Source organism: Methylorubrum populi (assembly GCF_002355515.1).
In the GTDB taxonomy this organism is placed as follows: domain Bacteria; phylum Pseudomonadota; class Alphaproteobacteria; order Rhizobiales; family Beijerinckiaceae; genus Methylobacterium; species Methylobacterium populi_A.
Genome location: NZ_AP014809.1, coordinates 2,276,870 through 2,301,239, shown reverse-complemented (window position 1 = coordinate 2,301,239; position 24,370 = coordinate 2,276,870). Strand labels below are relative to the sequence as shown.

Here is a 24,370-nt window from a genome sequence, read left to right as displayed (position 1 = left end):
GCGACCCCCGGCTCGGACGTTAAGGCGGGCCCTGACGCGCGCGCAGGCCTGCCCCTCGGAAGAGCGCCTGTACGACAGGCAAGATCATGCTGATTCTCCGTGCCCCGCCCCCGGCTCGTCGCTCGGGCAGCGCATGAGAACAAAGACGCCATGACAGCCCCCGATCCCGTCCCGCTGATCGCCCTCAATGACGGACGGTCCATCCCTCAGCTCGGCTTCGGCGTCTGGCGTCTGCAGGAGGCGCAGACACCCGCCCTCGTCGGCACCGCGCTCGGCAGCGGCTACCGCTCGATCGACACCGCCGCGGCCTACGGCAACGAGGCCGGGGTCGGGCGCGGCCTGCGGGAGACCGTGGTGCCCCGGCCCGATGTGTTCGTGACGACGAAGCTGTGGAACGACAGCCAGGGTTACGACGCGACCCTGCGCGCCTTCGACGAAAGCCTCGCCCGGCTCGGCCTGGAGCAGGTCGACCTCTACCTGATTCACTGGCCCTGCCCCGACCGCGGCCTCTATCTCGACAGCTGGCGCGCCCTGATCCGCCTGCGCGAGGAGGGGCGCGCGGCCTCGATCGGCGTCTCGAACTTCACCGAGGATCAGCTCGACCGGCTCGTGAGCGAGACCGGCATCACCCCGGCCCTCAACCAGATCGAGCTGCATCCGCGTTTCCAGCAGCACGCCCTGCGGGCGGTCCATGCCCGGCTCGGCATCGTCACGGAAGCCTGGAGCCCGCTGGGACAGGCCCAGGTGCTGGACGAGCCCGCCGTCACCCGGATCGCCGATCGCCTCGGGCGCAGCCCGGCTCAGGTGGTGCTGCGCTGGCACATCGAGAACGGCGTGGTGACGATCCCCAAATCCGCGACGCCCGCGCGGATGCACGAGAATATCGACGTGTTCGGTTTCACCCTCACGGAGGACGACCATGCGGCCCTCGCCCGGCTCGACCGGGCCGATGGGCGGATCGGGCCCGACCCGATGACGTTCCAGTAGCGACCGCTCCGGCCGGAGCCCGCGACGGGCGGCGGCGTCGCCCTCACCCCGCGAGCGGCAAGGGCTTCGTGGCGGCCAGCTGCGTGCCCCCCTTCCGCTCGAGCAGGCCCGGCGGCGGCACCGGCGCCTCGATCGTACAGACCACGCCGTCGGGCTCGTAGAGCAGTTCGACCTTGCCGGCGAGTTCGCGGGCGAGGCTGCGCTCGATCAGGCGCGAGCCGAAGCCGCGCCGTGTCGGCGGCGTGACCGGCGGGCCGCCGCTCTCGCTCCAGCGCAGGGAGAGGGAGAGTTCCGGCCGGCGCTGTACGGTCCAGGTGATCGTGACACGCCCGCCCTCCCTGGACAGCGCTCCGTACTTCACGGCATTGGTGCCGAGTTCGTGCAGGGCCATGGCGATGGACAGGGCCAGCCGCGGCGCGAGCCGCAGGCGCGGGCCCGAGACCGCGAAGCGCGAAGCCTCGCCGTCGCCGACATCCAGCGGACGGATCGCGTCGGCCACCACGGTCTTCAGCTCGGCGCCCTCCCAACTCTCGCGGGTCAGCACGTCGTGGGCACGGGCAAGCGCCAGCAGCCGCGCCTCGAATGCGGCTTTGGCCACCTGCGCCTCCTCCCCGTCGAGCCCCCGCAGGGACTGCATGGCGATCGACTGGACGGTGGCCAGGGTGTTCTTCACCCGATGGTTCAACTCGTTGATGAGCAGACGCAGATGTTCCTCGGCGCGCTTGGCATCGGTGACATCGACGTTGCACCCGGTAAAGCCGAGGAAGGTGCCGTGATCGTCGAGCCGCGGCACGCCCTCGCAGCGCAGCCATCGGATCTCGCCGTTGCGGTCGATCACCCGCATCTCCGCCCGGAACGGGTGGCGGTGTTCGAACGCCTCCTGGAACGTCGCGCGGAAGGCCGGCAGGTCCGGCGGATGCACGATCGATTCCCAGCCGCCGCCGGCCATGTCCGTGGCGGGGCGGCCGAACAGGTGATCGAAATGCATGTTGGCGAAGACCACGTCCCCGGTCTCGTCGGTCATCCAGATCAGCGCCGGCGCCGAATCGGCCATGTGGCGGAAGCGCGCCTCGCTCTCGCGCAGGGCCGCGAGGCCGCGCTGGGTCTCGGCGAGCGCCCGGTCGCGCTCCTCGGAGCGGGTGCGCAGCCGCAGGGAGGCTTCCGAGAGCACGTCGGCGAGGCGGCGGATCTCGTGGATCGGCGAGGCGACCCGCGGGATCGCCTGTCCGCGGGCGAGCGCCGGCCCCGAAGCCGCGAGTTGGCGCAACGGCTTCGAGACCCGCGACCAGAGATGCACGGCGAGCACCGAGGAGGTGGCGAGCACGAGAAGCCCGAAGCCGCCGAAGGCCCAGATCCAGCGCTGCAGCCGCGCGTCGACCAGTTCGCGCGGGATGCTCGCCCCCACGGTCCAGCCGTTGAGCCGCGAGCGCGCCTCGACCACGGTGACGGGCTTGAAATTGCGGTCGCGTCCCTCCCAGACGCCGGGCGTGCCCGTCGTCGTCTGGCGCAGCGTGGCGAGCCGGGGCTGACCCACCACGCCCGGCATCTCGGGCAGGCGCGCGAGCACGATAGCGTCGCGGTCCGAGACGCCCGTGACCCAGCCCCGGACCTGCTCGCGGGCGAGGATGCCCGCGATGCGATTCAAGGGCACGGCGAAGCTGAGGATGAACGCGATGCCGTCGTCGATCCGCACCGGCACGGCGACGGCGTAATGCGCCTGATCCGGCGTCGCCCCCGCGAGGTAGCCCGTGATCATCGAGCGTTGCCCGCTGTCGATGAGTTCGCGGTCGATCGGCAGGGTGCTCACCGGCAGGGGCGCCCCCGGCTTCAGGGCCGTGTTGACGATCTGCTGCCCGTCCGGCCGGCGCAGCACGAGATCGAGGCCGATCGCTTCGCGCACCAGCCGTGCCTGATTCTCGAAATTGGCGAATTCGCCGTCCTTGAGCCGCGGCGAGGTGGCGAGCGTCTGCAGCACCGAGACGAGCCCAGCGGTGTCGCGGTCGATCGACAGGGCGATGCCGCGCACGTTCTCCCGGGCATCCTGCTCGAAGCGGGCGCGCTCGGTGGCGGCGTAGCGGGTCAGCAGGATCGCGGTGAAGATCAGGCCCGGGCCGATCAGCGCGATCACGAGCATGATCAGGTAGAACTGCGTGGAGAAGCCACGCTGGCCAAGCCGGGAGAGCATGCGTCGGATCAAGGCGTCCCGCGGCTTCGCACGAAGGGATTTTCAGAGTGGCGCCCGCCCATCATGCCCCAGCGCGGGCCCGCGTGCCAACTGCCCCGCCTCAGCCCTCCCGTCCGGCCCGATCGACGTGGCCGAGATCCCGCCCCGGGTCGAGCCGGTCCCGCACCCGCTGCTTGAGCACCTTCACATCGGGAAAGCCGCCGTCGCGCACGCGCTCCCAGATGACCTCGGACTCGACCTCGATCACGAACACTCCGCCCGTCCCGGGGCGGAGGGCGACCTCGCCGAGATCGTCGCGGAAGGTCGAGAGGAGCTCCTGCGCCATCCACGCCGCACGCAGGAGCCACTGGCACTGCGTGCAGTAGGTGATGGTGATGCGGGGGCGAGCGGGAGCAGGAGCGGGCGCATCGTTCATGACGGGTACGCCGCCGCAATCGGAGGCGGATTGTCAAGCGAGGGACGGAAGAGGAGCGCTCACGCCGAATCCGACCCTTCCCGCCGCGGTCCGCGCCCCCTATCTCCCGCAGCAGCCCCTGCCGCCAAGCTCGCTCCGGAGATCGCCCGCCATGTCCCTCGCCTTCAGCCCCGCGGCGCCCGCCCGCACCAGCGTGCTTGGACGGATCATGTCCGCGCTCGCCGCGCTCTGGCTGGCGACCTGTCTCTCGGGCTGCGGCGCGATCAACCGGGTGCCGAGCCTGGAGGAGCAGGCGAAATCGGCCTGGAGCGAGGTGCAGAACCAGTACCAGCGCCGGGCCGACCTGATCCCGAACCTCGTCGAGACCGTGAAGGGCTACGCCAAGCAGGAGCAGGAGACCCTGACCCGGGTAACCGAAGCCCGGGCCAAGGCGACCAGCGTGCAGGTCGATGCCTCGACGGTCAGTGACCCGGAGAAGTTCAAGCAGTTCCAGGACGCCCAGAATCAACTCTCGGGGGCGCTCGGGCGGCTCCTCGCCTCGGTCGAGGCCTATCCGGATCTCAAGTCCAACCAAAACTTCCTGGCGCTACAGTCGCAGCTCGAGGGCACGGAGAACCGGATCGCCGTGGCGCGGCGCGACTACATCCAGGCGGTCCAGGCCTACAACACCGAGATCCGCACCATTCCCGGCCGCTGGATCGCCTCGTGGTTCTATCCCGAAGCCAAGCCGATGGAGACCTTCACCTCGACGCCGGGCGCAGAGCGCGCACCGAACGTGAAGTTCTAGCACGCGGCGCGAGCCTCCCTGGTGATGATACATCCCGGCCCGCGCGCTCGGCCTCCCGCAACCGGCTTGCTGGCCACTCTGTCGTTCGCTTGGCTGATCTGGGCCGCTCTCGCCGGGTTTGCCGCCGCGGCCGAGCCCGATTTCCCCAAGCTCACGGGGCGGGTGGTGGACGCGGCCGGCATCCTCGCGCCGGAGGCGCGGACGCGGATCGACGGCAAGATCAAGGCGCACGAGGACAGGACCGGCGACCAGCTCGTCGTGGCCACCGTGCCGAGCCTTCACGATCTCACGATCGAGGATTACGCCAACCGCCTCGCCCGGGCCTGGGGCATCGGCCAGAAGAAGACCAACAACGGCGTGCTTCTGCTGGTGGCGCCGAAGGAGCGCAAGGTCCGGATCGAGGTCGGCTACGGCCTCGAAGGGGCGCTCACCGACGCGCTGTCGAAGACCATCATCACCAGCGCGATCACGCCCCGCTTCCGCCAAGGGGACTTTTCCGGCGGGATCGAGGCCGGGGTGGATGCGATCCTGCCGATCCTCGCGGGCGATGCCGACGAGTGGCAGCGCCGGGCGCCGGTGCGGGCGGACGCGGTCGATCCCGTCACGGTGATCTTCTGGATCATCGTCATCATCGCCCTCGTCGTCGTGCTGACGCGAATGAGCGGGGGCGGACGCGGAGGCCGCGGCGGCGGCTTCGTGGTCATACCGGGACCGTCGGGCGGATGGAGCGGCGGCTTCTCGGACGGCGGCGGCGGCTTTTCCGGCGGCGGCGGTTCGTTCGGCGGCGGGGGGGCCTCCGGTGACTGGTAGCGCGCGAATCCTCGATATGGCCGAGCGGGAGCGGATCGCCGCGGCGATCGGCCGGGCGGAGGCCGGCACCGCGGGCGAGATCATCGTGCTCGTGGCCGCCCGCGCCGGGCTCTACCGCTCCCCCGGCCTCGCCCTCGCGCTGGTGGTCGCTCTCGCCCTGCCCTGGCCGTTAATCCTGCTCACCGATCTCGACGCCGGGCAGATCGCGCTGGCCCAGGCGGCCAGCGTGCTCGCGACCCTGCTGCTGACCCTGAACGAGAGCCTGCGCATCGCGCTGACGCCACGGCGCTGGCGCCGCGAGCGGGCGCATGCCGCCGCCCGCCGGGAATTCTTCGCTCACGGTCTCACCGGAACGCGGGGGCGCACCGGCGTGCTGGTCTACGTCGCGCTGGCCGAGCGCTACGCCGAAGTCGTGGCCGACAAGGGGGTGCGGTCCCGCGTCGAGGAGGCGCAGTGGCACGCCATCGTCTCCGATCTGCTCAGCGCCGCTGGGCGCGACGCGCTCGGCGAAGGCCTCGTCGCAGCGGTAGAACGGGTCGGGGCGGTGCTGAAGGCCGAGCTGCCCGGCTCCCATAGCGACAACCAGCTGCCCAACCGGGTGATCGTCCTCGATTGAGGCGCCAAGCCTACCCGTGACCCGCAAAGGAGCGCAGAGCCCAGGCGGCGCTCCGAACGACCGGCTCCGTTCGCCAGTCGATCACCCACTTGAGACGCTCGCCAGCGCCGCTGCCAAGGCACCAATCTCATCCAACGGGAGGGGTGACGCATCATCATAGATGTTACTGCGGACGCCGATGGAACGCGGGCCTGTGTGTTCCCCGCAACTGGCATCGCAGGAAAAATTGCGCCAAACAGAACCGCGTAAGGCCGCCTGCATCAAGAATGCGGCCAATGACGGAGTGAGGCGTCGCATGGGCGCGATACAGAAACACGGGCCTTGGGCCCTCGTCGGGGCATTGGGTGCCGCGGCACTGGCGGTGGTCGCCACACAGCGGGGTGAATCGATCAACGCCCTGTGGGTCGTCGTAGCCGCGGTCTGCGTCTACCTCATCGCCTACCGCTACTACTCTCTCTACATCGCCAACAACGTCATGCGCCTGGACCCCAAGCGCGAGACGCCGGCCCATCGCCACAACGACGGCCTCGACTACGTTCCCACCAACAAGTCGGTCCTGTTCGGCCACCACTTCGCGGCCATCGCCGGAGCCGGCCCCCTCGTCGGTCCGGTGCTCGCGGCCCAGATGGGCTACCTGCCCGGCATGATGTGGATCCTCGCGGGCGTCGTGCTCGCGGGCGCGGTGCAGGATTTCATGATCCTGTTCATCTCGATGCGCCGCGACGGACGCTCGCTCGGCGAGCTGATCCGGGCCGAGCTCGGGGTGATACCCGGCGTGATCGCCCTGTTCGGCACCTTCATGATCATGGTCATCCTGCTCGCCGTGCTGGCGATGGTGGTGGTCAAGGCGCTGGCCGAGAGCCCCTGGGGCACCTTCACCGTCGGCGCCACGATCCCGATCGCCCTGCTGATGGGCCTCTACGCCCGCTACATCCGGCCGGGTAAGGTCGGCGAGGTCTCGATCATCGGCTTCGTCCTGCTCATGGCCGCGATTGTCTACGGCGGCCAGATCGCCGCCGACCCGTACTGGGGCCCGGCCTTCACCTTCACCGGCGTGCAGCTCACCTGGATGCTGATCGGCTACGGCTTCGTCGCCGCCATCCTCCCGGTCTGGCTGCTGCTCGCCCCGCGCGACTACCTCTCGACCTTCCTCAAGATTGGCACCATCGTCGGCCTCGCCATCGGCATCGTGTTCGTGGCGCCGCACATGCAGATGCCGGCGATGACGAAGTTCGTCGACGGCACCGGTCCGGTCTGGGCCGGCTCCCTGTTCCCGTTCCTGTTCATCACCATCGCCTGCGGCGCGGTCTCGGGCTTCCACGCCCTGATCTCCTCGGGCACGACGCCGAAGCTCGTCGACAACGAGCTCGACACCCGCTTCATCGGCTACGGCGGCATGCTGATGGAGAGCTTCGTGGCGATCATGGCGCTGGTCGCCGCCTGTGTCATCGAGCCGGGCATCTACTTCACCATGAACTCGCCGGGCGGCCTCGTCGGCACCACCCCCGAGAGCGCGGCGGCGGCGGTGACGGCGCTCGGCTTCCCCGTCGGCGCCGATGTGATCGCCCAGACCGCCAAGGACGTCGGCGAGCACTCGATCATCTCCCGCACCGGCGGTGCCCCGACGCTGGCGGTCGGCATGGCCCACATCATCTCCTCCGCCATCGGCGGCAAGACGATGATGGCCTTCTGGTACCACTTCGCGATCCTGTTCGAGGCACTGTTCATCCTGACCGCGGTGGATGCCGGCACCCGCGCCGGGCGCTTCATGCTGCAGGATCTGCTCGGCCTGATCTCGCCGACCTTCAAGGACACCGCGTCCTGGGGGCCGAGCGTGGTCGCGACCGCCCTCTGCGTCGGCGCCTGGGGCTTCTTCCTCCACCAGGGCGTCACCGATCCCCTCGGCGGCATCTACACCCTGTGGCCCCTGTTCGGCATCTCGAACCAGATGCTGGCGGCGGTGGCGCTGACGCTCGCAACCGTGGTGATCTTCAAGATGAAGCGCGAGCGCTACGCCTTCGTCACGATCATCCCGACCGTGTGGCTGTGCATCTGCACCCTCACCGCCGGCTGGCAGAAGATCTTCTCGCCCGACCCGAAGATCGGCTTCCTCAGCCATGCGGACCGGTTCGCGAAGGCGATCGCCGAGGGCAAGGTGCTGGCACCGGCCAAGAGCATGGACGACATGCACAAGATCGTCTTCAACGACCGGATCGACGCGGCGCTCGCCGTGATGTTCGTCGGCCTCGTCGTGGCGATCGTCGTCTTCGGGGTGATGGCCTGCGTCAAGGCCTACCGCGCCGACCGCTGGACGGCGCTGGAAGCCGACCCGAAGCTCGCGCCCGCGGAGTGAGGCCGACATGACCGGCACCGTCGCACCGTCGCAGAGCTTTCGCGATCGCCTCCGGGCCTTCAACAAGTGCGTCTGTGACGGCGCGCGGTTGATGGTGGGTCAGGGCGATTACGGGACCTATGTCGCGCATATCAGCAAGACCCACCCCGACCAGACGCCGATGACGGAGCGTGAGTTCTTCCGCAACCGTGAGAGCGCCCGCTTCGGCGTCGGCAACACGTCGGGCTTCCGCTGCTGCTGAGGCTCGGTAACCACCCTCACGAGCGGCGGCCCTCGCCTCTCGTGAGATGATGAATCGGAACGCCGGGTCTCACGATGAGGCCCGGCGTTCTCGTTTCGGGCCAGGCGCCGCGCCTTCGGCCGCTCACGGAGGTGGTGGGCCGTGCGGCGAGGGGCGCGGGGCGGCGAAGCCGGGAACGGCGCCGATCCGCGCGACGAGAAACTCGATGAAGAGCCGGACTCGGCCGATCGCCGCCCGCTCGGGAACCAGAAGCAGGCTCAGCGGCACGGACGGCAGCGCGTAGTCCGTCAGGATGGCTTCGAGCCGCCCGTCAGCCAGACAATCGTCGATCAGCCAATGGTGGGCCGCGCCGATCCCACGCCCCGCGATCAGGGCTTCGCGCGCCGCGAGCCCGTGGTCGAGGCGCAGGCGGCCTCCGACCCGCACCGTGTGGCGCTGGCCATCCGGTCCTTCGAGAGGCAGGCTGTCGCTGCCGGCCACGTTCGACATCCGGACCGCCGCGTGCGTTGCCAGATGCTCCGGCACGAGCGGCCGGCCATGGGCGGCAAGATAGGCCGGCGCCGCCACGAGAAGCCGTCGGCTCCACCCCAGCGTCCGGACCTTCAGCGTACTGTCCGTCAGAGGGCCGAGGCGGAGGGCGAGATCGATGCCCTCGCGCACGAGATCGACGCGCTCATCCGTTAGGCCGAGATCGATCTCGATCCCCGGATAGGCATCCAGGAACGCGAAGACGATGCCGCTGACGGCCCGAACACCGAGGGCGGCCGTGCAGGAGATCCGGATCGTACCGGACGGGGCCGCCCCGGTGCCGCGGGCCTCCTCCCGCGCCTGCTCGACCCGCCGCAGGATTTCGAGGCTGTGCCGGTAGTAGCGTCGGCCCTCCTCCGTCACCGTCACGCGCCGGGTCGTTCGGCTGAGCAGCGCGACTCCGACCGCGCCCTCAAGGTCCCGTAGGTGCCGAGTCACCGTCGATTGCCCGAGGCCGAGCTCCCGGGCGGCAGCGGAGAAGCTTCCGCGTTCGGCGACGCGCACGAAGCTGCGCATCCATTCAAGCGTAACGGGCGATTGATCCACGGGGCGGCACAATCCTATCCGCGACCGCCACGTAGTGGGTAGAGGGCAGCTCGGCTAGCTCTGGAGCAGTCTTCGCACCGGATCGACGCCATGAACGTGCTGCTCGTCTTTGCCCATCCCGAAGCGCGCTCGCTCAACGGAAGCCTGCGCGACGTCGCCGTGCAGGAACTCGGGGCGCGGGGCCATGCCGTACGAATGACGGACCTCTATGCCGAGGGATGGAAACCCGTCGTCGATCACGACGATTTTCCCGCCCAGGATCGGTCGAAACGCCTGAAGATCGCTGCGGCCTCGGGCGAAACCTTCGCGGCGTCGGCGCTGACCGTGGATGTGAAAGCCGAGCAGGACAAGCTGCTCTGGACCGATGTCCTGATCCTTCAGTTTCCCCTGTGGTGGTTCACCATGCCGGCGATCCTCAAGGGTTGGATCGACCGCGTCTATTCCCACGGCTTCGCCTACGGTGTCGGCGAGCACAGCGATCGCCGCTGGGGCGACCGGTATGGCGAGGGAACGCTCGCTGGAAAGAGAGCCATGCTGGTCGTGACCGCCGGCGGCTGGGAGGAGCATTATGGACCGCGCGGCATCAACGGGCCGATCGAGGACCTTCTCTTCCCGATCCAGCACGGCGTGCTGTTCTATCCCGGCTTCGACGTTCTGCCGCCCTTCGTCGTCTACCGCGCAGACCGCCTGGACGACGTCGGGTTCAGCGCGGTCGCGGAACAACTCCGCGACCGGATTCGGTCGCTTGCCACGACCTCGCCGATTCCGTTCCGACGCCAGAACGGCGGCGATTACCTCATCCCGACGATGCAGCTTCGTGCGGATCTCGGCGCCCCGGGAAAGGACGGCTTCGCGCTGCATCGGCGGGAGGACGACGAGCCGATTTCGGAGAAGCCGTACCTGTGAACCACGATCGCAGTCGTTCCGGAACGGTCGATCGTGGCGTGATTTTCACGTGAAATTAACGCTGAGTCTACCGACGTCACGGTCACCGCATCTCAAGCGTTGTGTTGATCGCAGCTTCATAACGCGAAGATTGTGCCTGCCATCCTGTTGCAATGCACTCGAACGGGACTCTAGTCTCACCCCGGACTAGGGGGGACTGCACCGATGAACCAAGTTGAGGGCGTGCCGAGCCCGGCTCCGGCGCGGACAGGCGAGATCGCATTCGATCGGCGGACAACGGGCCTCACCGGCATCGTCGTCAAGGGCTTCCTGCTCTCGCTCATCACCTTCTCGATCTACCGGTTCTGGTACATCACCAACCTGCGGCGCTTCTTCTGGAGCCGCACGGTCGTGGCCGGTAGCCCGGCCGAGTATCTCGGCACCGGCAAGGAGCTGTTCCTCGGCTTCCTCGTGGCGCTCGCCGTCCTCGTGCCGATCTACATTCTCCTGTTCGTCATCGGCCTGCTGAGTCCGGTGCTGGCCGCGCTCGCCGCACCGCTCTCCTTCATCGCCCTGTTCGTCCTGGGGCAATATGCGCTGTTCCGCGGCCGGCGTTACCGCGCGTCGCGGACGCGCTGGCGCGGCATCCGCCTCGGCCAGGACGGGTCGGGATTCGCCTATGCCGGTCTCGCCAGCCTCTGGTGGCTCGGGACCATCGTCAGCCTCGGCCTCGCCTTCCCCTTCATGCGCGCGGCACTGGAGCGCTACCGCATCGACCATACCCTGGTCGGCCAGAGCCGGATGCGCTCGACAGCGACCGGCCGCTCGATCCTGCTGCCGTGGATGATGTTCTACATCGTCGCTTTGCTGCCGATCCTGGTGAGCGTCCTGGCGCTGCTGGCGGCGAGCGGCTTCGACCTCCCGAGCGATCTGCTGATCCGGGATCCGGCGAGCGAGAAGAGCAAGCTCATCTTCAACCCGGCCTATGAGAACAGCCCGCTCGCCTCCTACGGAGCCGCCGTCGTGATCGCCGCCTCCGTCTCGATCCCGCTGGCGCTGCTGCTGATCCCCTACTACCGCGCCCGCGAGACCCACGCCTTCCTCAACGCGGCGCATCTCGGCGCGGCGCGGCTGGCCTCGTCACTCAAGGCGCGCCAGTTCTACTTCCCCTATCTCGTCTACCTGCTGGCGTTGATCGGCTTCGTCCTCGTGCTGGGCATCATCCTGGCCCTGCTCGTCCCGCTGATCGCCACGGGCGGGGACAATGCGGGCATCCACGCCTTCGTCATCGTCTCGACCTTGCTGCTCTATCTCGGCGCAATTCTCGGCACGAACGTGCTCTACGTTCGCATCGTCAGCGTGCGCCTGTGGCACGCCGTGGCGACCACCACGCAGATCGAGAATCTGCCGGCCCTGGAAGCGGTGCTCGCCTCGACCCGCGCGCCGGCAAGCGGCCTGAACGAGGGATTGGCCGACGCGCTCGATGTCGGCGGTGCCCTGGAAATCGGGTTCTAGCGCGTCGATGGAGGCGATCACCACGACGGGTACGTTCTTCGACGGCATCAGCGCCCGGCCCCGGCCGGTGACGTTGCGGCTGACGTTCCGGCTCGAGATCATCGGCGAGGACGTCGCCCGCGACTGGAGCCTGCTCGATCTGCGCGCGTCCGACGCCGCCCCGCCCCTGATGCGGATCAACCACGCTCAGGGGCCGGAAAGCGTGGAGTTCGCCGACGCGCCGTTCGCGGAAGCCTTGACGGCGCGCTGCCCCGACCTGAACCGGACCGAGAGCGGGGGCGGCATCGCCCGCCTCGTGCTCTGGTCGATCGCGGCGGGCGTGTCCGTGCTGCTCACGGCGATCTACGGTGTGCCGGCGGCATCGGGCCTGCTCGCGCCGCTGGTGCCGCAGGCGATCGAGGCGCAGCTCGGGCGCAGCGTCGACGGGCAGATCGCCACCCTGCTCGACGACCCGCCGCTCTGCAACGAGGCGGCGGCGCGAGCGGTGCTCGATCGGATGACGGCGCGCCTCTCCGAAGGCATGGCGTTGCCGATGACGCCTCAGGTGAGCGTGCGCCGCCATAAGGTCGCCAACGCGCTCGCCCTGCCGGGCGGCCGCGTCATCCTGCTCTCCGACATCATCGACAAGGCCAGGAACGGTGACGAACTGGCCGGCATCCTGGCCCACGAATTCGGCCACGTCGCCGCGCGCGACCCGATGCGCTCGGTGATCACCGCCGGCGGCACCTCGTTCCTCCTGAGCCTCGTACTCGGCGACCTCACCGGCTCGACGGTCCTGGTGACGGTGGGTCAAGCGGCGATCTCGGCCGGCTACTCGCGGGACGCGGAACGGGCGGCGGATGCCTACGCGGTGGCGGCCGTGAAGCGGGCCGGCGGCGACGGTGCCGCGCTGGCCGCGATCCTGGAACGCATCACCAAGGCGGACGACGAGAAGCCGGACGCGACCTCGTTCCTGCGTTCCCACCCCTTCACGGCGGAGCGGGCGGGGCGGATCCGAGCACTGGCGGGGGAGAAGCCCGCCGGGCCGGGCCTGCTATCGGAGGCCGAGTGGAGGACCCTTCAAGGCATCTGTCCGAAGCCGGTCAAGATCGACGGCGGCAAGGCCAAGCCGGGCGGCGGGAAGGACAAGACGGCGCCCACCGAGGAGCTGTAGGTCCGAATCTCGGACGATCGAGACGTTGCTGGCAGCGCGGGGTTGAAGACGCCGGCCGACACCCTGGGAGCGCCTCATCGGGACGGCGCGAGGCGCCGCCCCTCTCACGGGCTTCAGACGACCGGGCGCGGCAGCTTGCAGCTGTCGAGGGCGTTCAGCGCCTTCGCGCGGGCCGTGTCGTTGAAGTAGCCGGTGGTGCGGTAGGAGGCGATCTCGTCCTTGTCGAGGGCGGACAGGGTGCGATCGGCATAGCAGCCGCAGGGGGCGGCGAGCGCGGCTTCCTCGACCTTCTGGAGCTTGGCCTGAGTGACGGTGCAGGCGTGGCGAACGCGGCCGGTGAGATTGCTCTTCGTGGCCGTCTTCAGCGCCGGATCGGGCACATAGCCTTCGAGCGAGGTGTACTGCGTCGAGCGGCCGGCCGAGTTGCAGGCGGCGAGCAGGGACACGAGGCCGGCCGCGACGAGCAGGCGGCCGGTGCGCGAAAACGTGGAGCGCATGGAGCGGAAATCCGAACAGAGACGGGAAATCGTCGATCGTTTCCGTTCTTCGGTCCGCCCGCCCCGCGCCGCTAGGGCAGGAGAGTCACACTCGGCCGGATTGCGCCCTCCGCGTTCCCGCGGGGTCAGCCTCGCGCAAGCTTGAGCGTGTCTCTCGCCGGCCCCGTGGTCCGAGGCCGGCGAGGTCGCGTCTTAGGCGGCGATGTCGGCGTCGGTGAAGAACTGCGCGATCTCGATCTTGGCGTTCTCGGCGCTGTCGGAGCCGTGGACGGTGTTTTCGCCGACCGACTCGGCGAACTGCTTGCGGATGGTGCCGTCGGCGGCCTGGGCCGGGTTGGTGGCGCCCATGACTTCACGGTACTTGGCGACGGCATTCTCGCCCTCGAGCACCTGCACGACCACCGGGCCGGAGGTCATGAACTCGACGAGCTCACCGAAGAACGGGCGCTCCTTGTGCACCTCGTAGAACTTCTCCGCCTGCTCGCGGGTCATGCGGATGCGGCGTTGGCCGACGATGCGCAGGCCGGCGGCCTCGATCACGGCGTTGACCGCGCCGGTGATGTTGCGGCGGGTCGCGTCGGGCTTGAGGATGGAGAAGGTGCGCTCGTTGGCCATGGTCCGGTCCGGTTCGTTGGAGAAAGGGGTCGCGCGACGCGCTGGATGAGGGCGGGCTCGGGAGCCGCCCGAGAGGCTGCCGGCGCGCCGGGCTTATAGCGGCGGAGTGGTGGCGCCTCAACCAATCGGCGAGCGGGCATCGCCACGACGGACCGGTCGGCGGCAAGCGCGGCCTTTTTCGGCCCTGCCATGGCTTCAGCGCAACACTGCCGAAAAATCGCCGGATTGCGGGGGCTGAGTCGGCCGACGGTTCGCCTGCCCCGGCTCGCCGCCGGGGCGATCCCTTCTCCGCAAGACTCAAGGCCCGTGTCCGGGTCCAGCCTCAGGAGCCACTCCATGCGCATCGCCCTCGGTCTCGCCGCTCTCCTGGCCTCCAGCGCGGCCTTCGCCGCTCCCAAGGATCTCTCCGGCACGTGGCTGACGGGGGATGGGCGCGCCAAGATCCGCATCGATCGCTGCGGCCCGAGCGGCGGCAATGCCTGCGGCAAGGTCGTCTGGCTGAAGTCTCCGACCGATGAGGCCGGCGCGGCGCGCACCGACATCAAGAACCCCGATCCGAAGAAGCGCGTGCGTCCGATCATCGGCCTCACGCTCCTCGACAACCTCAAGCCCGAGGATGCGGGATTCGCGGGCGAGATCTACAACGCCGACGAGGGCAAGATCTATCAGGTCAGCCTGGAGCGCGAGAGCGATGCCGAGCTGAACGTGCAGGGCTGCATGCTCAAGGTGCTGTGCGGCTCGCAGACCTGGACCCGGGTGCCGGACGTGAACCAGCAGGCCGCCGCGGCTCCGGTCGATGTGCCGGCCAAGCCCGCGAAGGCCGCCAAGCCGGCTCAAGCCAAGGTCCCCGCCGCACCGGCGGAGTGAGGCGCGTCGCACGCGCCGACCGCGACACGGAAAAAGGGCGCGGCCTTGCGGACGCGCCCTGAAGTTTGCCTAAACCTGATGGGGGTCACGGCCCCTCCGAGCTAGGGCCAAGCTTCAGCGCGGCAAGGGCATGGGTGACCGAAATTACGGCGCCCGCCCCTGCTGCGCTCTCATCCCCCGTTCTTCGACCCCGCCGATGCGTCCGTCATCATCCTGTCGGATGTTTCGGTTTCTCCCTGCCAACGTGGCGCCGGGGCCACCATTCCGAAGCCTCTGCTTCGGCGTGTCTCGGGCAGATTGCGGCGGCAGTCACATCTGCTAGGCCGCGTGAGGGGTACGGCGGGGGCTGGCGCAGGTGTTCAAGGTGCGCGCGGGGAAGATCCGGACACGTGCGGCGACTTCGCTCGGCCTCGTGGCTGTCTTCGGCCTCCATTCCGGCGCCGCCTCGGCCGCCGACCTCGCGGAGCGCGCCGGTCCCCGCTTCCTCGACTGGTCCGGCTTCTATGCCGGGCTGCAGGGCAGCGCCGGCGCCTCTTTCGGGACTTACGATTTCGGCCCGACCACGATCGGCCCGCGCCGGGTTCGATCGTTCGCGACGGGGGATGCCACCGGCAGCCGCGATCTCGGCAGCGACGCCACCACGGTCGCGGCCGGCGCCTTCGCCGGCTGGACCTGGCAGGACGGCCCCTTCGTCTACGGCATCGAGGCCGATCTCGCCGGCACCAACCTCAAGCGCGGCGCGCGTTCCGACGCACCCGGCTTCGGTTACGAGGCGATCGATCCGCTCTTCCCGCTGATTCGCGAGAAGACGGACGTGTTCGGGGCTGCCCGCGCCCGATTCGGCTACGCCTTCGGCAACAACCTGGTCTACGCGACTGCAGGGCTCACGGGTGCCAATGGGCGGGTGCTCGCCACCTATCCCGATCTCGCCGGGGGCCCGACGGCGACGGCCAGCCGCGACCTTTCCTATCTCGGCTTCACCCTCGGCGCGGGTGTGCAGTTCGCGATCGATCCGCATCTCTCGCTCGGGATCGACTACCGCTACAGCGACCTCGGCGAGAGCCGCCGCTTCGGCCTCGGCACGCTGCCGGGCCTCGATGGCGGGCCAGTCACGACCCGCACCGGTTTTGTGTCCAACAAGATGATGGCCCGGCTGATCTGGCACCCGCAGGCGTTGAGCCTGGTACCGGAGGAAGAGGAGGAGGCCCCGAAGGACGCCCGCTTCTCGCTGCACGGCCAGACCACCTTCGTGAACCAGGCCGTGACGGGCTTTCGCGCGCCCTATCGCGGGCCGCAGAGCCTCGTGCCGGACCAGGCACAGGCCACGACGACCGCGACGCTGTTCCTCGGCCTCAAGCTCTTCGAGGGCACCGAACTCTACTACAATCCGGAATTCAGCCAGGGCTTCGGCCTGTCGCGGACGCTCGGCATCGCGGGCTTCGTCAACGGCGAGGCACAGAAGGCGGGCGCGCCCTTCCCCAAGCTGCGCTCGAACCGCTACTTCGTCCGCCAGACCTTCGGCCTCGGCGGCGAGACCGAGGCGGTGCCCGACGGGCCGAACTCCATCGCCGGAGCGCGCGACGTCGAGCGCATCACGGTGATCGCCGGCAAGTTCGCGCTGGGCGACTACTTCGACGGCAACATCTACGCCCACGACCCGCGGGTCGACTTCATGAACTGGGGTCTGTGGGCCTCCGCCGCCTGGGATTTTCCGGCCAACCTCCCCGGCTTCACGCAGGGCGTGATGGTCGAGTACAACCGGGCCGAATTCGCGATCCGCGCCGCCTACACGCAGGTGCCGAAGGAGCCCTCCTCCGATGTGCTCGATCCGCGGGTGTTCGAGCGGGCCGGTGCCGTCGTCGAGGTCGAGGAGCGTCATGTCCTGCCGGGGCTCGACCAGCCGGGCCGCCTACGCCTCGGCCTGTTCTCGAATGTCGGCAACACCGCGAACTTCCGGCAGGTCGTGGCGCTGACCCAGGCCGGCGCGTTCCCCGATATCGCCACGGCGGTCCAGGCGACCCGGGAGCCCCGGCGCAAGAGCGGCGCCTACATCAACCTCGAACAGGCCCTCACCCCCGATCTCGGCCTGTTCGCGCGCGCCAGCGTCAATGACGGGCGCAACGAGAACCTGTCCTTCACCGACATCGACGGCTCGGTCTCGGGCGGCCTGTCGCTCAAGGGTACGGCCTGGGGCCGACCGCAGGACACGATCGGCTTCGGCGCCGCGGCGAACCGGATCTCGCCGTCGCACCGCGCCTATTTCGCCAACGGCGGACTCGGCCTCCTGATCGGCGACGGGCGCCTCGACCGCTACGCGCCGGAACGGGCGGTCGAGGTCTACTACGCGCTGAACCTGACGAAGGCGGTGACGATGTCCTTCGACTACCAGCATGTCGAGAGCCCGGCCTATAACCGCGACCGCGGCCCTGCCGACTTCTTCGGGACGCGCCTGCACACGGATTTCTGAGAGCCGTCCCGTCACCCCCGACGCCCGAGCGGACATCGCCGGCTCGCGGCCTGCGACCGCCTTCGGGACTTGCGGAAGGATACCGAGCCTGGAGCGTCCCGCGCCGCTCTCGCACCACCCTCGCGCCGCGGCACGCTGCTCCCCATATGAGGGCCTGTCGAGGACGTGCCCCTGCCCTTGCGCTTCCGCCGGTTTGGCGTGATGCCGCCGGACCGGCCGTTCTCCCGCCCCTTTCTCCCAGCCCGACACGGAGAGCCCATGAGCTCCGGACACGCCTCTTCCTCCATGCCGCCCATGCCCTCGCTCGAGGGCGGCGACGACGCCGTGCTGCCCTTCGCCGTCGAGGCGCTGGATCTGCGCGGTCGCGCGGTGCGGCTCGGGCCCTCGATCGACACGGTCCTGCGCCGCCACGGCTATCCCGACGCCGTCGCCCGGTTGATCGGCGAGGCGGCGGCGCTCACCGTGCTGCTCGGCGCCTCGCTCAAGCTCGAAGGCCGCTTCCAGCTCCAGACCAAGACGGACGGGCCGGTGAACATGCTGGTGGTCGATTTCGAGGCGCCCGACCGCGTGCGCGCCACCGCCCGCTTCGACGCGGAGCCGGTGGCGGCCCTCGGTCCGAAGGCGCGCGCCGCCGACCTGATGGGCCGGGGCCACCTTGCCATGACCATCGACCAGGGCCCGACCCAGAGCCGCTATCAGGGCGTCGTCGCGCTCGAAGGCCAGAGCCTGGAGGAGGCGGCGCACCAGTATTTCCGCCAGTCCGAGCAGATCCCGACGCTGGTGCGCCTCGCCGTGGCCGAGCAGATGGAGGGAGGAGAGAGCCGCTGGCGGGCCGGCGGCCTGCTGGTGCAGTTCCTGCCGACATCGCCCGACCGGATGCGCCAGGCCGACCTTCCCCCCGGCGACGCACCGGAGGGTCATGAGATCCTCACCGGCGCGCCCGCCGAGGACGATGCCTGGACCGAGGCGCGCAGCCTCGTCGGAACGGTGGAGGATCACGAACTGATTGATCCGGCGGTCTCGAGCGAACGGCTGCTCTACCGGCTGTTCCACGAGCGCGGCGTGCGGGTCTTCGACGCGCAGACGGTAGTCGAGCGCTGCCGCTGCTCGCAGGAGCGGGTGATGGGCATGATCCGCTCGTTCTCGGCCGAGGAGCGTCGGGACATGGTGGCGGATGACGGCACCATCGCCATCACCTGCGAGTTCTGCTCACGCCGCTACGTGCTCGATCCGGCCGAGGTGGAGCGGGAGATCGCCGCCGCGCCGGGGGCGTGAGAGGACCGACACGGACGCCCTCGGCGGAGCGGGACGCGATCGTATTCGATCGGACGAGCGCACGGCCGCGTCCACAACACCCTTGGAAACGACGAGAGCGAAAACGAGCCTCCGGCAATCCGGTCGCGTTGTGCGTCCTCTCCGATCGAGCGATTCAGCCCTGCGGCGGAGCGGTCCGCCGCGGCGATGCGCCGCTGCAGCCGGAGGGTGATGCGCACGCGGCATTCGGATCGCTCCGCGCCGCGGGCGGCCGCTGAAAATGGCCCCTGTCGACGTCGGGGGCCGGACAATGAAAACGTTCTCACAAGCGTGATGCTGTTTGGACTCTCTCCATGTTAAGGGGAGCGCGGGCCCCGATCTTGCGGGCCTGCCGTGCCGTCGAAATCCGAACGAGGCGAACGAGCCATGCCGGAGCTTCACCCCGAGGTCGCCGCGGTCACCGAACGCGTCATCGCGCGCTCCCGCGACAGTCGCCGCGCCTATCTCGACCTGATCGAGCGCGAGAGGGAGGCGGGCGTGCACCGCCCGACGCTCGCCTGCGGCAACCTCGCCCACGGCTTCGCGGCCTCCGGCGAGGACAAGCCGGCGATCATCGCGGGCCGCGCCATGAACATCGGCATCGTCACCGCCTACAACGACATGCTCTCGGCGCATCAGCCCTACGGGCGCTATCCGGAGCAGATCAAGATTTTCGCCCGCGAGGTCGGCGCCACCGCGCAGGTGGCCGGCGGCACGCCTGCCATGTGCGACGGCGTCACCCAAGGCCAGCGCGGCATGGAGTTGTCGCTGTTCTCACGCGACACCATCGCCCTCTCCACCGCGGTGGGCCTGAGCCACGGCATGTTCGAGGGCGCGGCCCTGCTCGGCATCTGCGACAAGATCGTGCCGGGCCTGATCATCGGGGCGCTGCGCTTCGGCCACCTGCCGGTGATCCTGATCCCGGCCGGGCCGATGCCTTCGGGGCTCGCCAACAAGGAGAAGCAGCGCATCCGCCAGCTCTACGCCGAGGGCAAGGTCGGCCGTAAAGAGCTGCTGGAGAGCGAATCGGCCTCCTATCACGGGGCCGGCACCTGCACCTTCTACGGCACGGCCAATTCCAATCAGATGATGATGGACGTGATGGGCCTGCACATGCCCGGCGCCTCCTTCATCAATCCGGGCACGCGGCTGCGGCAGGCGGTCACGCGCGCGGCGATCCACCGGCTGACCGAGATCGGCTGGAACGGCAACGACTACCGCCCGCTCGGGCGCTGCATCGACGAGCGGGCGATCGTCAACGCCATCGTGGGGCTTCTCGCCACCGGCGGCTCGACCAACCACGCGATTCACCTCCCGGCCATGGCGCGGGCCGCCGGCATCGTCATCGACTGGGAGGATTTCGACCGGCTCTCCGGCGTGGTGCCGCTGATCGCGCGGGTCTATCCCAACGGCGCGGGCGACGTAAACCACTTCCACGCGGCCGGCGGCATGTCCTACGTCATCGCCTCGCTGATCGATGCAGGTCTCCTGCACGACGACATCCTCACGGTCGCGGGCCGCAGCCTGCGCGACCACGCCCGCGACCCGAAATTCATCGGCGACGGAGACGAACTGACGTTCGAGGACGCGCCGGCCGCGCCGCTGGACGAGACGATGCTGCGCCCGCCCTCCAACCCGTTCCAGCCCGATGGCGGGATGCGGCTGGTCAAGGGCAATCTCGGCCGGGCCACCTTCAAGACCAGCGCGGTCGATCCCGAGCGCCGCACCATCGAGGCCCCGGCCCGCGTCTTCTCCGATCAGGACGAGGTCATCGCCGCCTTCAAGGCGGGCGAACTGGAGCGCGACGTCGTCGTGGTGGTCCGCTTCCAGGGCCCGCGCGCCAACGGGATGCCGGAGCTGCACAAGCTCACGCCGCCGCTGGGCGTTCTGCAGGACCGCGGCCACAAGGTCGCGCTCGTCACCGACGGGCGGATGTCGGGCGCCTCCGGCAAGGTTCCGGCGGCGATCCATCTCAGCCCCGAGGCCGTCGGCGGCGGCCCGATCGGCCGCATCCGCGACGGCGACATCATCCGCCTCTCGGCGGAGCAGGGACTGTTGGAAGTGCTCGTCGATCCGGCCGAGTGGGACCGGCGCGAGGATGCGGTGCGGCCGCCGGACGGTCTCGGCACCGGCCGCGAATTGTTCGCCTTCATGCGCCACGGCGCCGACGACGCCGAGCGCGGCGGCTCGGCGATGCTGGCGGCGGCAGGACTCTGAGGCGTCCGCGACAAGCCGAACCGATACCGGAGGAGATCCCATGAGCACCATCGACGCGCTGATGCGCTCCGTTCCCGTCATCCCCGTGCTGGTGGTGGAGGATGCCGCCGACGCGGTGCCCATCGCCGAGGCCCTGGTCGGCGGCGGGCTCACCGCCCTCGAAGTCACCCTCCGCACCCCCGCGGCGCTCGACGTGATCCGGGCGATGTCGAGCGTCGAGGGCGCGGTGGTCGGCGCCGGCACGGTGCTGAATGCGCGCGATCTCGAGGCGGCCATCGGTGCGGGTGCCCGGTTCATCGTCAGCCCCGGCCTGACGGCGCCGCTGACGGAGGCCGCGATCGCGTCCGGCGTGCCCTACCTGCCGGGGGTCGCGACCTCCGCCGACATCATGCGCGGCCTCGATCATGGGCTCGACCGCTTCAAGTTCTTTCCGGCCGAGGCTGCGGGCGGCCTCAAGGCGCTGAAGGCGCTGGCCGCCCCCTTCGGCCAGGTGCGCTTCTGCCCCACGGGCGGCATCACCGAAGCGACAGCGGGCGAGTGGCTTGCCCATCCCGCCGTGCTCTGCGTCGGCGGAAGTTGGGTCGTCCCTCCGGGCAAGCCCGATCCGTCGGCGATCCGGCGGCTCGCCGAGGCGGCCGCGACGCTGCGCGCCGGCCGGTAGGGAAGTCAGCCGCGAAGGCGCGCGACGGCTCGGGCCCGGCAGGCTGCGTCCGAGCCCGTGCATCCGAGAGCCCCTCTCGGCCCCCGGCTCAACCTCGCATCGCGTCGACCCGCACCACCGCCCCGGAACACATTCGTGATGATTGGCTTCGCGCGCTTCCAACCGCGAAAACATTCCGCCGTGATCAGGGCGAATCACACCGCCTCGGACGGGGCTTTCGCCGCCGCGGCCCTCTTCGATGCGCGCGTGAGCGAGCAATTTACAACAATTCTGATCAACACCGTTGCGATTCAGCAACAAAGTTTCTGCGTTGCACAGATTGAAGCAGTTCTATTCTAGGAAAGTTGCGCGACTACGCAGTACCTTGGCACGAATTCACGAATTATTCCAAACAAAAACATTGCTTTTGTTGTCTATCATCGCATCCGGCCCGCTTGATCCCCGTCGAGTGATGCAGCCATGAGCGCCAAGGTCATAGGACGACATCATCAAATGTCGCCAAGAAGACGGGGAACTGATCTTGAGACGTCGCGCAGCGAACGAAGTCGCGTTTGCACTTCTGGCAGGTACGGCTGCCGCAATCACCAGCCCTGTCCAGGCTCAGCCCGTCCTCCAGGCCGCGGTGCCGACGGCGGTCGCGCTGGATGAGCTGGCCGTCGAAGGCCTCGGACGCGGCGTCCCCCGCCTCGAACCGCAGGGCGGCGTCACGGTTGGCTATCTCGGCAAGGCGACGCGCTCCGCGACCAAGACGCCGACGCCCCTGCTCGATACGCCGCAATCCGTCTCGGTCATCACGCGGGAGCAGATCCTCGACCAGGGCTTCCAGTCGATCGGCGAGGCGACGCGCTACGTGCCGGGCGTGATCCAGGCCCAGGGCGAGGGCAACCGCGACGAGCTGATCATCCGTGGCCAGCGCTCGAATGCCGATTTCTTCGTCAACGGCATCCGCGACGACGTGCAGTACTATCGCGACCTGTACAACATCCAGCGCATCGAGGTCCTGAAGGGGCCCAACGCGATGATCTTCGGCCGCGGCGGCGGCGGCGGCGTCATCAACCGGGTGCTCAAGGAAGCCGACGGCGTGCCGGTCCGCGAAATCGTGGCCCAGGGCGGCCAGTTCGCGAACAAGCGCGTGGCGCTCGATGTCGGCGACCGCCTCTCGGACAACGTGTTCTTCCGTATGAACGGCGTGTTCGAGGACACCGCGACCTACCGCGACTTCGTCGACATCCGCCGTTACGGGGTGAACCCGACGATGACGTTCCTCATCGGGCCGCAGACGACGCTCAAGCTGTCCTACGAGTATTTCCACGACGACCGCACCACCGATCGCGGGATTCCCTCGCAGTTCGGCCGGCCCTACCGCTACCGCGACAATACTTCGACCTTCTTCGGCAATCCGTTCCTGTCGCAGACCTACGTCAACGCGCATATCGCGACGGCGCAGCTCGACCACGTGTTCGAGAACGGCGTCGTGATGCGCAGCCAGTCGCGCTTCGCCGACTACAACAAGTTCTACCAGAACGTCTTTCCGGGCGGCGCCGTGAACGCGGCCGGCACGGCCGTCTCGCTCTCGGCCTATAACAGCCAGACCGACCGGACGAACTATTTCAACCAGACCGACTTCACCTATCAGTTCCTCACCGGCCCGGTTAAGCACACCCTGCTCGGCGGGTTCGAGCTCGGCTACCAAGAGGGCCTGAGCCTGCGCGAGACCGGCTTCTTCGCGACGCCCGGTGCACCGCAGAGCCTCGTGGTCAACCCGCTCGCGCCGGTCTCGCGCGTCGGCGTCACCTTCCGCAACATCGCCAGCGATGCCAACAGCCGGTACGACCTCGGCCTCGCCGCGGCCTATGTGCAGGACCAGATCGAGCTGAACGAGTACGTCCAGCTCATCGGCGGCCTGCGCTTCGACCATTTCGACTTCGCCGCAACGGACCGGCGCACCAACGTCACCAATGCCCGCATCGACGATCTGGTCTCGCCGCGGGCCGGCATCGTCGTGAAGCCGCTGCCGAACCTCGCGCTCTACACGAGCTACAGCGTCTCCTACCTGCCCTCCTCGGGCGACCAGTTCAGCGCGCTGACACCGGGTCTCGTCATCGCCGAGCCGGAGAAGTTCGAGAACACGGAAGTGGGCGTGAAGTACGACGTCTCACCCGTGCTTCAGATCACCGGCGCGCTGTTCAACCTCGACCGCAGCAACCAGCGCCTCGCCGACCCGAACCGGCCCGGCTTCTTCCTGACCTCGGGACAGACCAACACGCAAGGCGCGGAGATCGGCGCCAACGGCTACGTGACGGATTGGTGGTCGATCGCGGGCGGCTACGCCTTTACCGACGCACGCATCACCAACCGGCTTTCCGATACGATCCTTCCCGGCAACTATGTCGGTCTCGTCCCTCTCAATTCCTTTACGTTGTGGAACAAGTTCGACATCGACCCGCGCTTCTCGGTCGGCGTCGGCTTCATCAATCAGTCGCACTCCTTCGCGACCTCGGACAACACCGTGCGGCTTCCGAGCTACTCGCGCTTCGATCTCGGGCTGTTCTACAACATCAGCGAGAACGCGCGCGCGCAGGTCAACATCGAGAACCTGTTCGATCGCCGCTACATCGTCTCGGCGCACAACAACAACAACATCCTTCCCGGCGCCCCCCGCACGGTCAGGGCCCAGATCGTCGTGCGCTGGTAACCGCCCGGCGGTGATGTCATCGATCCCGTCGCCGGGC

The 24,370-nt window shown here is 68.9% G+C and carries 21 protein-coding genes; 16 read left to right on the top strand and 5 right to left on the bottom strand.

What is annotated here, in order from left to right; translation table 11 throughout:
* Positions 1-150: 150 nt before the first annotated feature.
* Positions 151-987 carry an aldo/keto reductase gene (locus MPPM_RS10545; protein ID WP_096485026.1) on the top strand — a complete coding sequence of 279 codons (837 nt, stop codon included), beginning with the start codon at positions 151-153 and terminating at the stop codon, positions 985-987.
* Between the two features lie 43 nt (positions 988-1,030).
* Here the strand turns inward: MPPM_RS10545 and MPPM_RS10540 are convergent, their stop codons facing one another.
* A complete protein-coding gene (locus MPPM_RS10540) occupies positions 1,031-3,172 on the bottom strand; it encodes a sensor histidine kinase (protein WP_096485025.1) in 2,142 nt (713 codons plus the stop codon).
* Between the two features lie 100 nt (positions 3,173-3,272).
* On the bottom strand, positions 3,273-3,587 hold the full coding sequence (locus tag MPPM_RS10535) for an Rdx family protein (protein WP_096485024.1): 315 nt from the start codon (positions 3,585-3,587) through the stop codon (positions 3,273-3,275).
* Positions 3,588-3,738: 151 nt separating this feature from the next.
* Between MPPM_RS10535 and MPPM_RS10530 the strand changes: the two genes are divergently transcribed.
* The 5 genes from MPPM_RS10530 to MPPM_RS10510 all read left to right on the top strand — a co-directional run bounded on the left by MPPM_RS10530 (position 3,739) and on the right by MPPM_RS10510 (position 8,394).
* Positions 3,739-4,374, top strand: a complete 636-nt coding sequence (locus MPPM_RS10530; protein ID WP_096485023.1) for a LemA family protein — start codon at positions 3,739-3,741, stop codon at positions 4,372-4,374.
* Between the two features lie 24 nt (positions 4,375-4,398).
* Positions 4,399-5,184, top strand: coding sequence for a TPM domain-containing protein (locus tag MPPM_RS10525; RefSeq protein ID WP_096485022.1), 786 nt, complete (start codon positions 4,399-4,401; stop codon positions 5,182-5,184).
* A complete protein-coding gene (locus MPPM_RS10520) occupies positions 5,174-5,800 on the top strand; it encodes a TPM domain-containing protein (protein ID WP_096485021.1) in 627 nt (208 codons plus the stop codon). The genes MPPM_RS10525 and MPPM_RS10520 overlap by 11 nt, the downstream gene beginning before the upstream one ends.
* A 295-nt stretch (positions 5,801-6,095) precedes the next feature.
* On the top strand, positions 6,096-8,153 hold the full coding sequence (locus MPPM_RS10515) for a carbon starvation CstA family protein (protein WP_096485020.1): 2,058 nt from the start codon (positions 6,096-6,098) through the stop codon (positions 8,151-8,153).
* A gap of 7 nt (positions 8,154-8,160) precedes the next feature.
* Positions 8,161-8,394: a YbdD/YjiX family protein gene (locus MPPM_RS10510; RefSeq protein ID WP_096485019.1), complete on the top strand. Its 234-nt coding sequence runs from the start codon at positions 8,161-8,163 to the stop codon at positions 8,392-8,394.
* Positions 8,395-8,517: 123 nt separating this feature from the next.
* Here MPPM_RS10510 and MPPM_RS10505 read toward each other — a convergent pair whose 3' ends face one another.
* Positions 8,518-9,468 carry a LysR family transcriptional regulator gene (locus MPPM_RS10505; protein ID WP_096485018.1) on the bottom strand — a complete coding sequence of 317 codons (951 nt, stop codon included), beginning with the start codon at positions 9,466-9,468 and terminating at the stop codon, positions 8,518-8,520.
* Between the two features lie 90 nt (positions 9,469-9,558).
* On the opposite strand from MPPM_RS10505, the gene MPPM_RS10500 reads away from it, so the two are divergent.
* The 3 genes from MPPM_RS10500 to MPPM_RS10490 all read left to right on the top strand — a co-directional run bounded on the left by MPPM_RS10500 (position 9,559) and on the right by MPPM_RS10490 (position 13,021).
* The gene (locus MPPM_RS10500) at positions 9,559-10,374 is read left to right on the top strand and encodes an NAD(P)H-dependent oxidoreductase (RefSeq protein WP_096485017.1); all 816 of its coding nucleotides are present in this window, start codon (positions 9,559-9,561) and stop codon (positions 10,372-10,374) included.
* 204 nt (positions 10,375-10,578) lie between these two features.
* A complete protein-coding gene (locus MPPM_RS10495; protein WP_096485016.1) occupies positions 10,579-11,868 on the top strand; it encodes a YjgN family protein in 1,290 nt (429 codons plus the stop codon).
* 7 nt (positions 11,869-11,875) lie between these two features.
* The gene (locus MPPM_RS10490; protein WP_096485015.1) at positions 11,876-13,021 is read left to right on the top strand and encodes a M48 family metallopeptidase; all 1,146 of its coding nucleotides are present in this window, start codon (positions 11,876-11,878) and stop codon (positions 13,019-13,021) included.
* A gap of 113 nt (positions 13,022-13,134) precedes the next feature.
* On the opposite strand, the gene MPPM_RS10485 is transcribed toward MPPM_RS10490, so the two are convergent.
* The gene (locus MPPM_RS10485; protein ID WP_096485014.1) at positions 13,135-13,518 is read right to left on the bottom strand and encodes a hypothetical protein; all 384 of its coding nucleotides are present in this window, start codon (positions 13,516-13,518) and stop codon (positions 13,135-13,137) included.
* Positions 13,519-13,710: 192 nt separating this feature from the next.
* Complete coding sequence (gene ndk / locus MPPM_RS10480; RefSeq protein ID WP_096485013.1) at positions 13,711-14,133, bottom strand: nucleoside-diphosphate kinase; 423 nt, start codon at positions 14,131-14,133, stop codon at positions 13,711-13,713.
* A 336-nt stretch (positions 14,134-14,469) separates the two neighbouring features.
* Here ndk and MPPM_RS10475 point away from each other — a divergent pair, with 336 nt between their 5' ends.
* From MPPM_RS10475 to MPPM_RS10445, 7 genes are all read left to right on the top strand, one after another.
* Entirely contained in the window at positions 14,470-15,000 is a 531-nt protein-coding gene (locus MPPM_RS10475; protein ID WP_096485012.1) for a DUF2147 domain-containing protein, read from the top strand.
* Positions 15,001-15,355: 355 nt separating this feature from the next.
* Positions 15,356-17,467 carry a carbohydrate porin gene (locus MPPM_RS10470; protein ID WP_096485011.1) on the top strand — a complete coding sequence of 704 codons (2,112 nt, stop codon included), beginning with the start codon at positions 15,356-15,358 and terminating at the stop codon, positions 17,465-17,467.
* 258 nt (positions 17,468-17,725) lie between these two features.
* The gene (locus MPPM_RS10465; RefSeq protein ID WP_096485010.1) at positions 17,726-18,742 is read left to right on the top strand and encodes an Hsp33 family molecular chaperone; all 1,017 of its coding nucleotides are present in this window, start codon (positions 17,726-17,728) and stop codon (positions 18,740-18,742) included.
* 405 nt (positions 18,743-19,147) lie between these two features.
* A complete protein-coding gene (gene edd / locus MPPM_RS10460; protein ID WP_096485009.1) occupies positions 19,148-20,977 on the top strand; it encodes a phosphogluconate dehydratase in 1,830 nt (609 codons plus the stop codon).
* A 40-nt stretch (positions 20,978-21,017) separates the two neighbouring features.
* Positions 21,018-21,638, top strand: coding sequence for a bifunctional 4-hydroxy-2-oxoglutarate aldolase/2-dehydro-3-deoxy-phosphogluconate aldolase (gene eda / locus MPPM_RS10455; protein ID WP_096485008.1), 621 nt, complete (start codon positions 21,018-21,020; stop codon positions 21,636-21,638).
* A gap of 135 nt (positions 21,639-21,773) precedes the next feature.
* A complete protein-coding gene (locus tag MPPM_RS10450; RefSeq protein WP_162296264.1) occupies positions 21,774-21,977 on the top strand; it encodes a hypothetical protein in 204 nt (67 codons plus the stop codon).
* A 181-nt stretch (positions 21,978-22,158) separates the two neighbouring features.
* A complete protein-coding gene (locus MPPM_RS10445) occupies positions 22,159-24,333 on the top strand; it encodes a TonB-dependent receptor (protein WP_096485006.1) in 2,175 nt (724 codons plus the stop codon).
* Positions 24,334-24,370: the final 37 nt, after the last annotated feature.

Bases quoted from the DNA above. Each gene is read 5' to 3' on its own strand.
- MPPM_RS10525 (WP_096485022.1), top strand. From the start codon at position 4,399: ATGATACATCCCGGCCCGCGCGCTCGGCCTCCCGCAACCGGCTTGCTG.
- MPPM_RS10510 (WP_096485019.1), top strand. From the start codon at position 8,161: ATGACCGGCACCGTCGCACCGTCGCAGAGCTTTCGCGATCGCCTCCGG.
- MPPM_RS10490 (WP_096485015.1), top strand. From the start codon at position 11,876: ATGGAGGCGATCACCACGACGGGTACGTTCTTCGACGGCATCAGCGCC.
- MPPM_RS10500 (WP_096485017.1), top strand. From the start codon at position 9,559: ATGAACGTGCTGCTCGTCTTTGCCCATCCCGAAGCGCGCTCGCTCAAC.
- MPPM_RS10540 (WP_096485025.1), bottom strand. From the start codon at position 3,172: ATGCTCTCCCGGCTTGGCCAGCGTGGCTTCTCCACGCAGTTCTACCTG.
- MPPM_RS10515 (WP_096485020.1), top strand. From the start codon at position 6,096: ATGGGCGCGATACAGAAACACGGGCCTTGGGCCCTCGTCGGGGCATTG.
- MPPM_RS10545 (WP_096485026.1), top strand. From the start codon at position 151: ATGACAGCCCCCGATCCCGTCCCGCTGATCGCCCTCAATGACGGACGG.
- MPPM_RS10530 (WP_096485023.1), top strand. From the start codon at position 3,739: ATGTCCCTCGCCTTCAGCCCCGCGGCGCCCGCCCGCACCAGCGTGCTT.
- ndk (WP_096485013.1), bottom strand. From the start codon at position 14,133: ATGGCCAACGAGCGCACCTTCTCCATCCTCAAGCCCGACGCGACCCGC.
- MPPM_RS10535 (WP_096485024.1), bottom strand. From the start codon at position 3,587: ATGAACGATGCGCCCGCTCCTGCTCCCGCTCGCCCCCGCATCACCATC.
- MPPM_RS10495 (WP_096485016.1), top strand. From the start codon at position 10,579: ATGAACCAAGTTGAGGGCGTGCCGAGCCCGGCTCCGGCGCGGACAGGC.
- edd (WP_096485009.1), top strand. From the start codon at position 19,148: ATGCCGGAGCTTCACCCCGAGGTCGCCGCGGTCACCGAACGCGTCATC.
- MPPM_RS10485 (WP_096485014.1), bottom strand. From the start codon at position 13,518: ATGCGCTCCACGTTTTCGCGCACCGGCCGCCTGCTCGTCGCGGCCGGC.
- MPPM_RS10465 (WP_096485010.1), top strand. From the start codon at position 17,726: ATGAGCTCCGGACACGCCTCTTCCTCCATGCCGCCCATGCCCTCGCTC.
- eda (WP_096485008.1), top strand. From the start codon at position 21,018: ATGAGCACCATCGACGCGCTGATGCGCTCCGTTCCCGTCATCCCCGTG.
- MPPM_RS10475 (WP_096485012.1), top strand. From the start codon at position 14,470: ATGCGCATCGCCCTCGGTCTCGCCGCTCTCCTGGCCTCCAGCGCGGCC.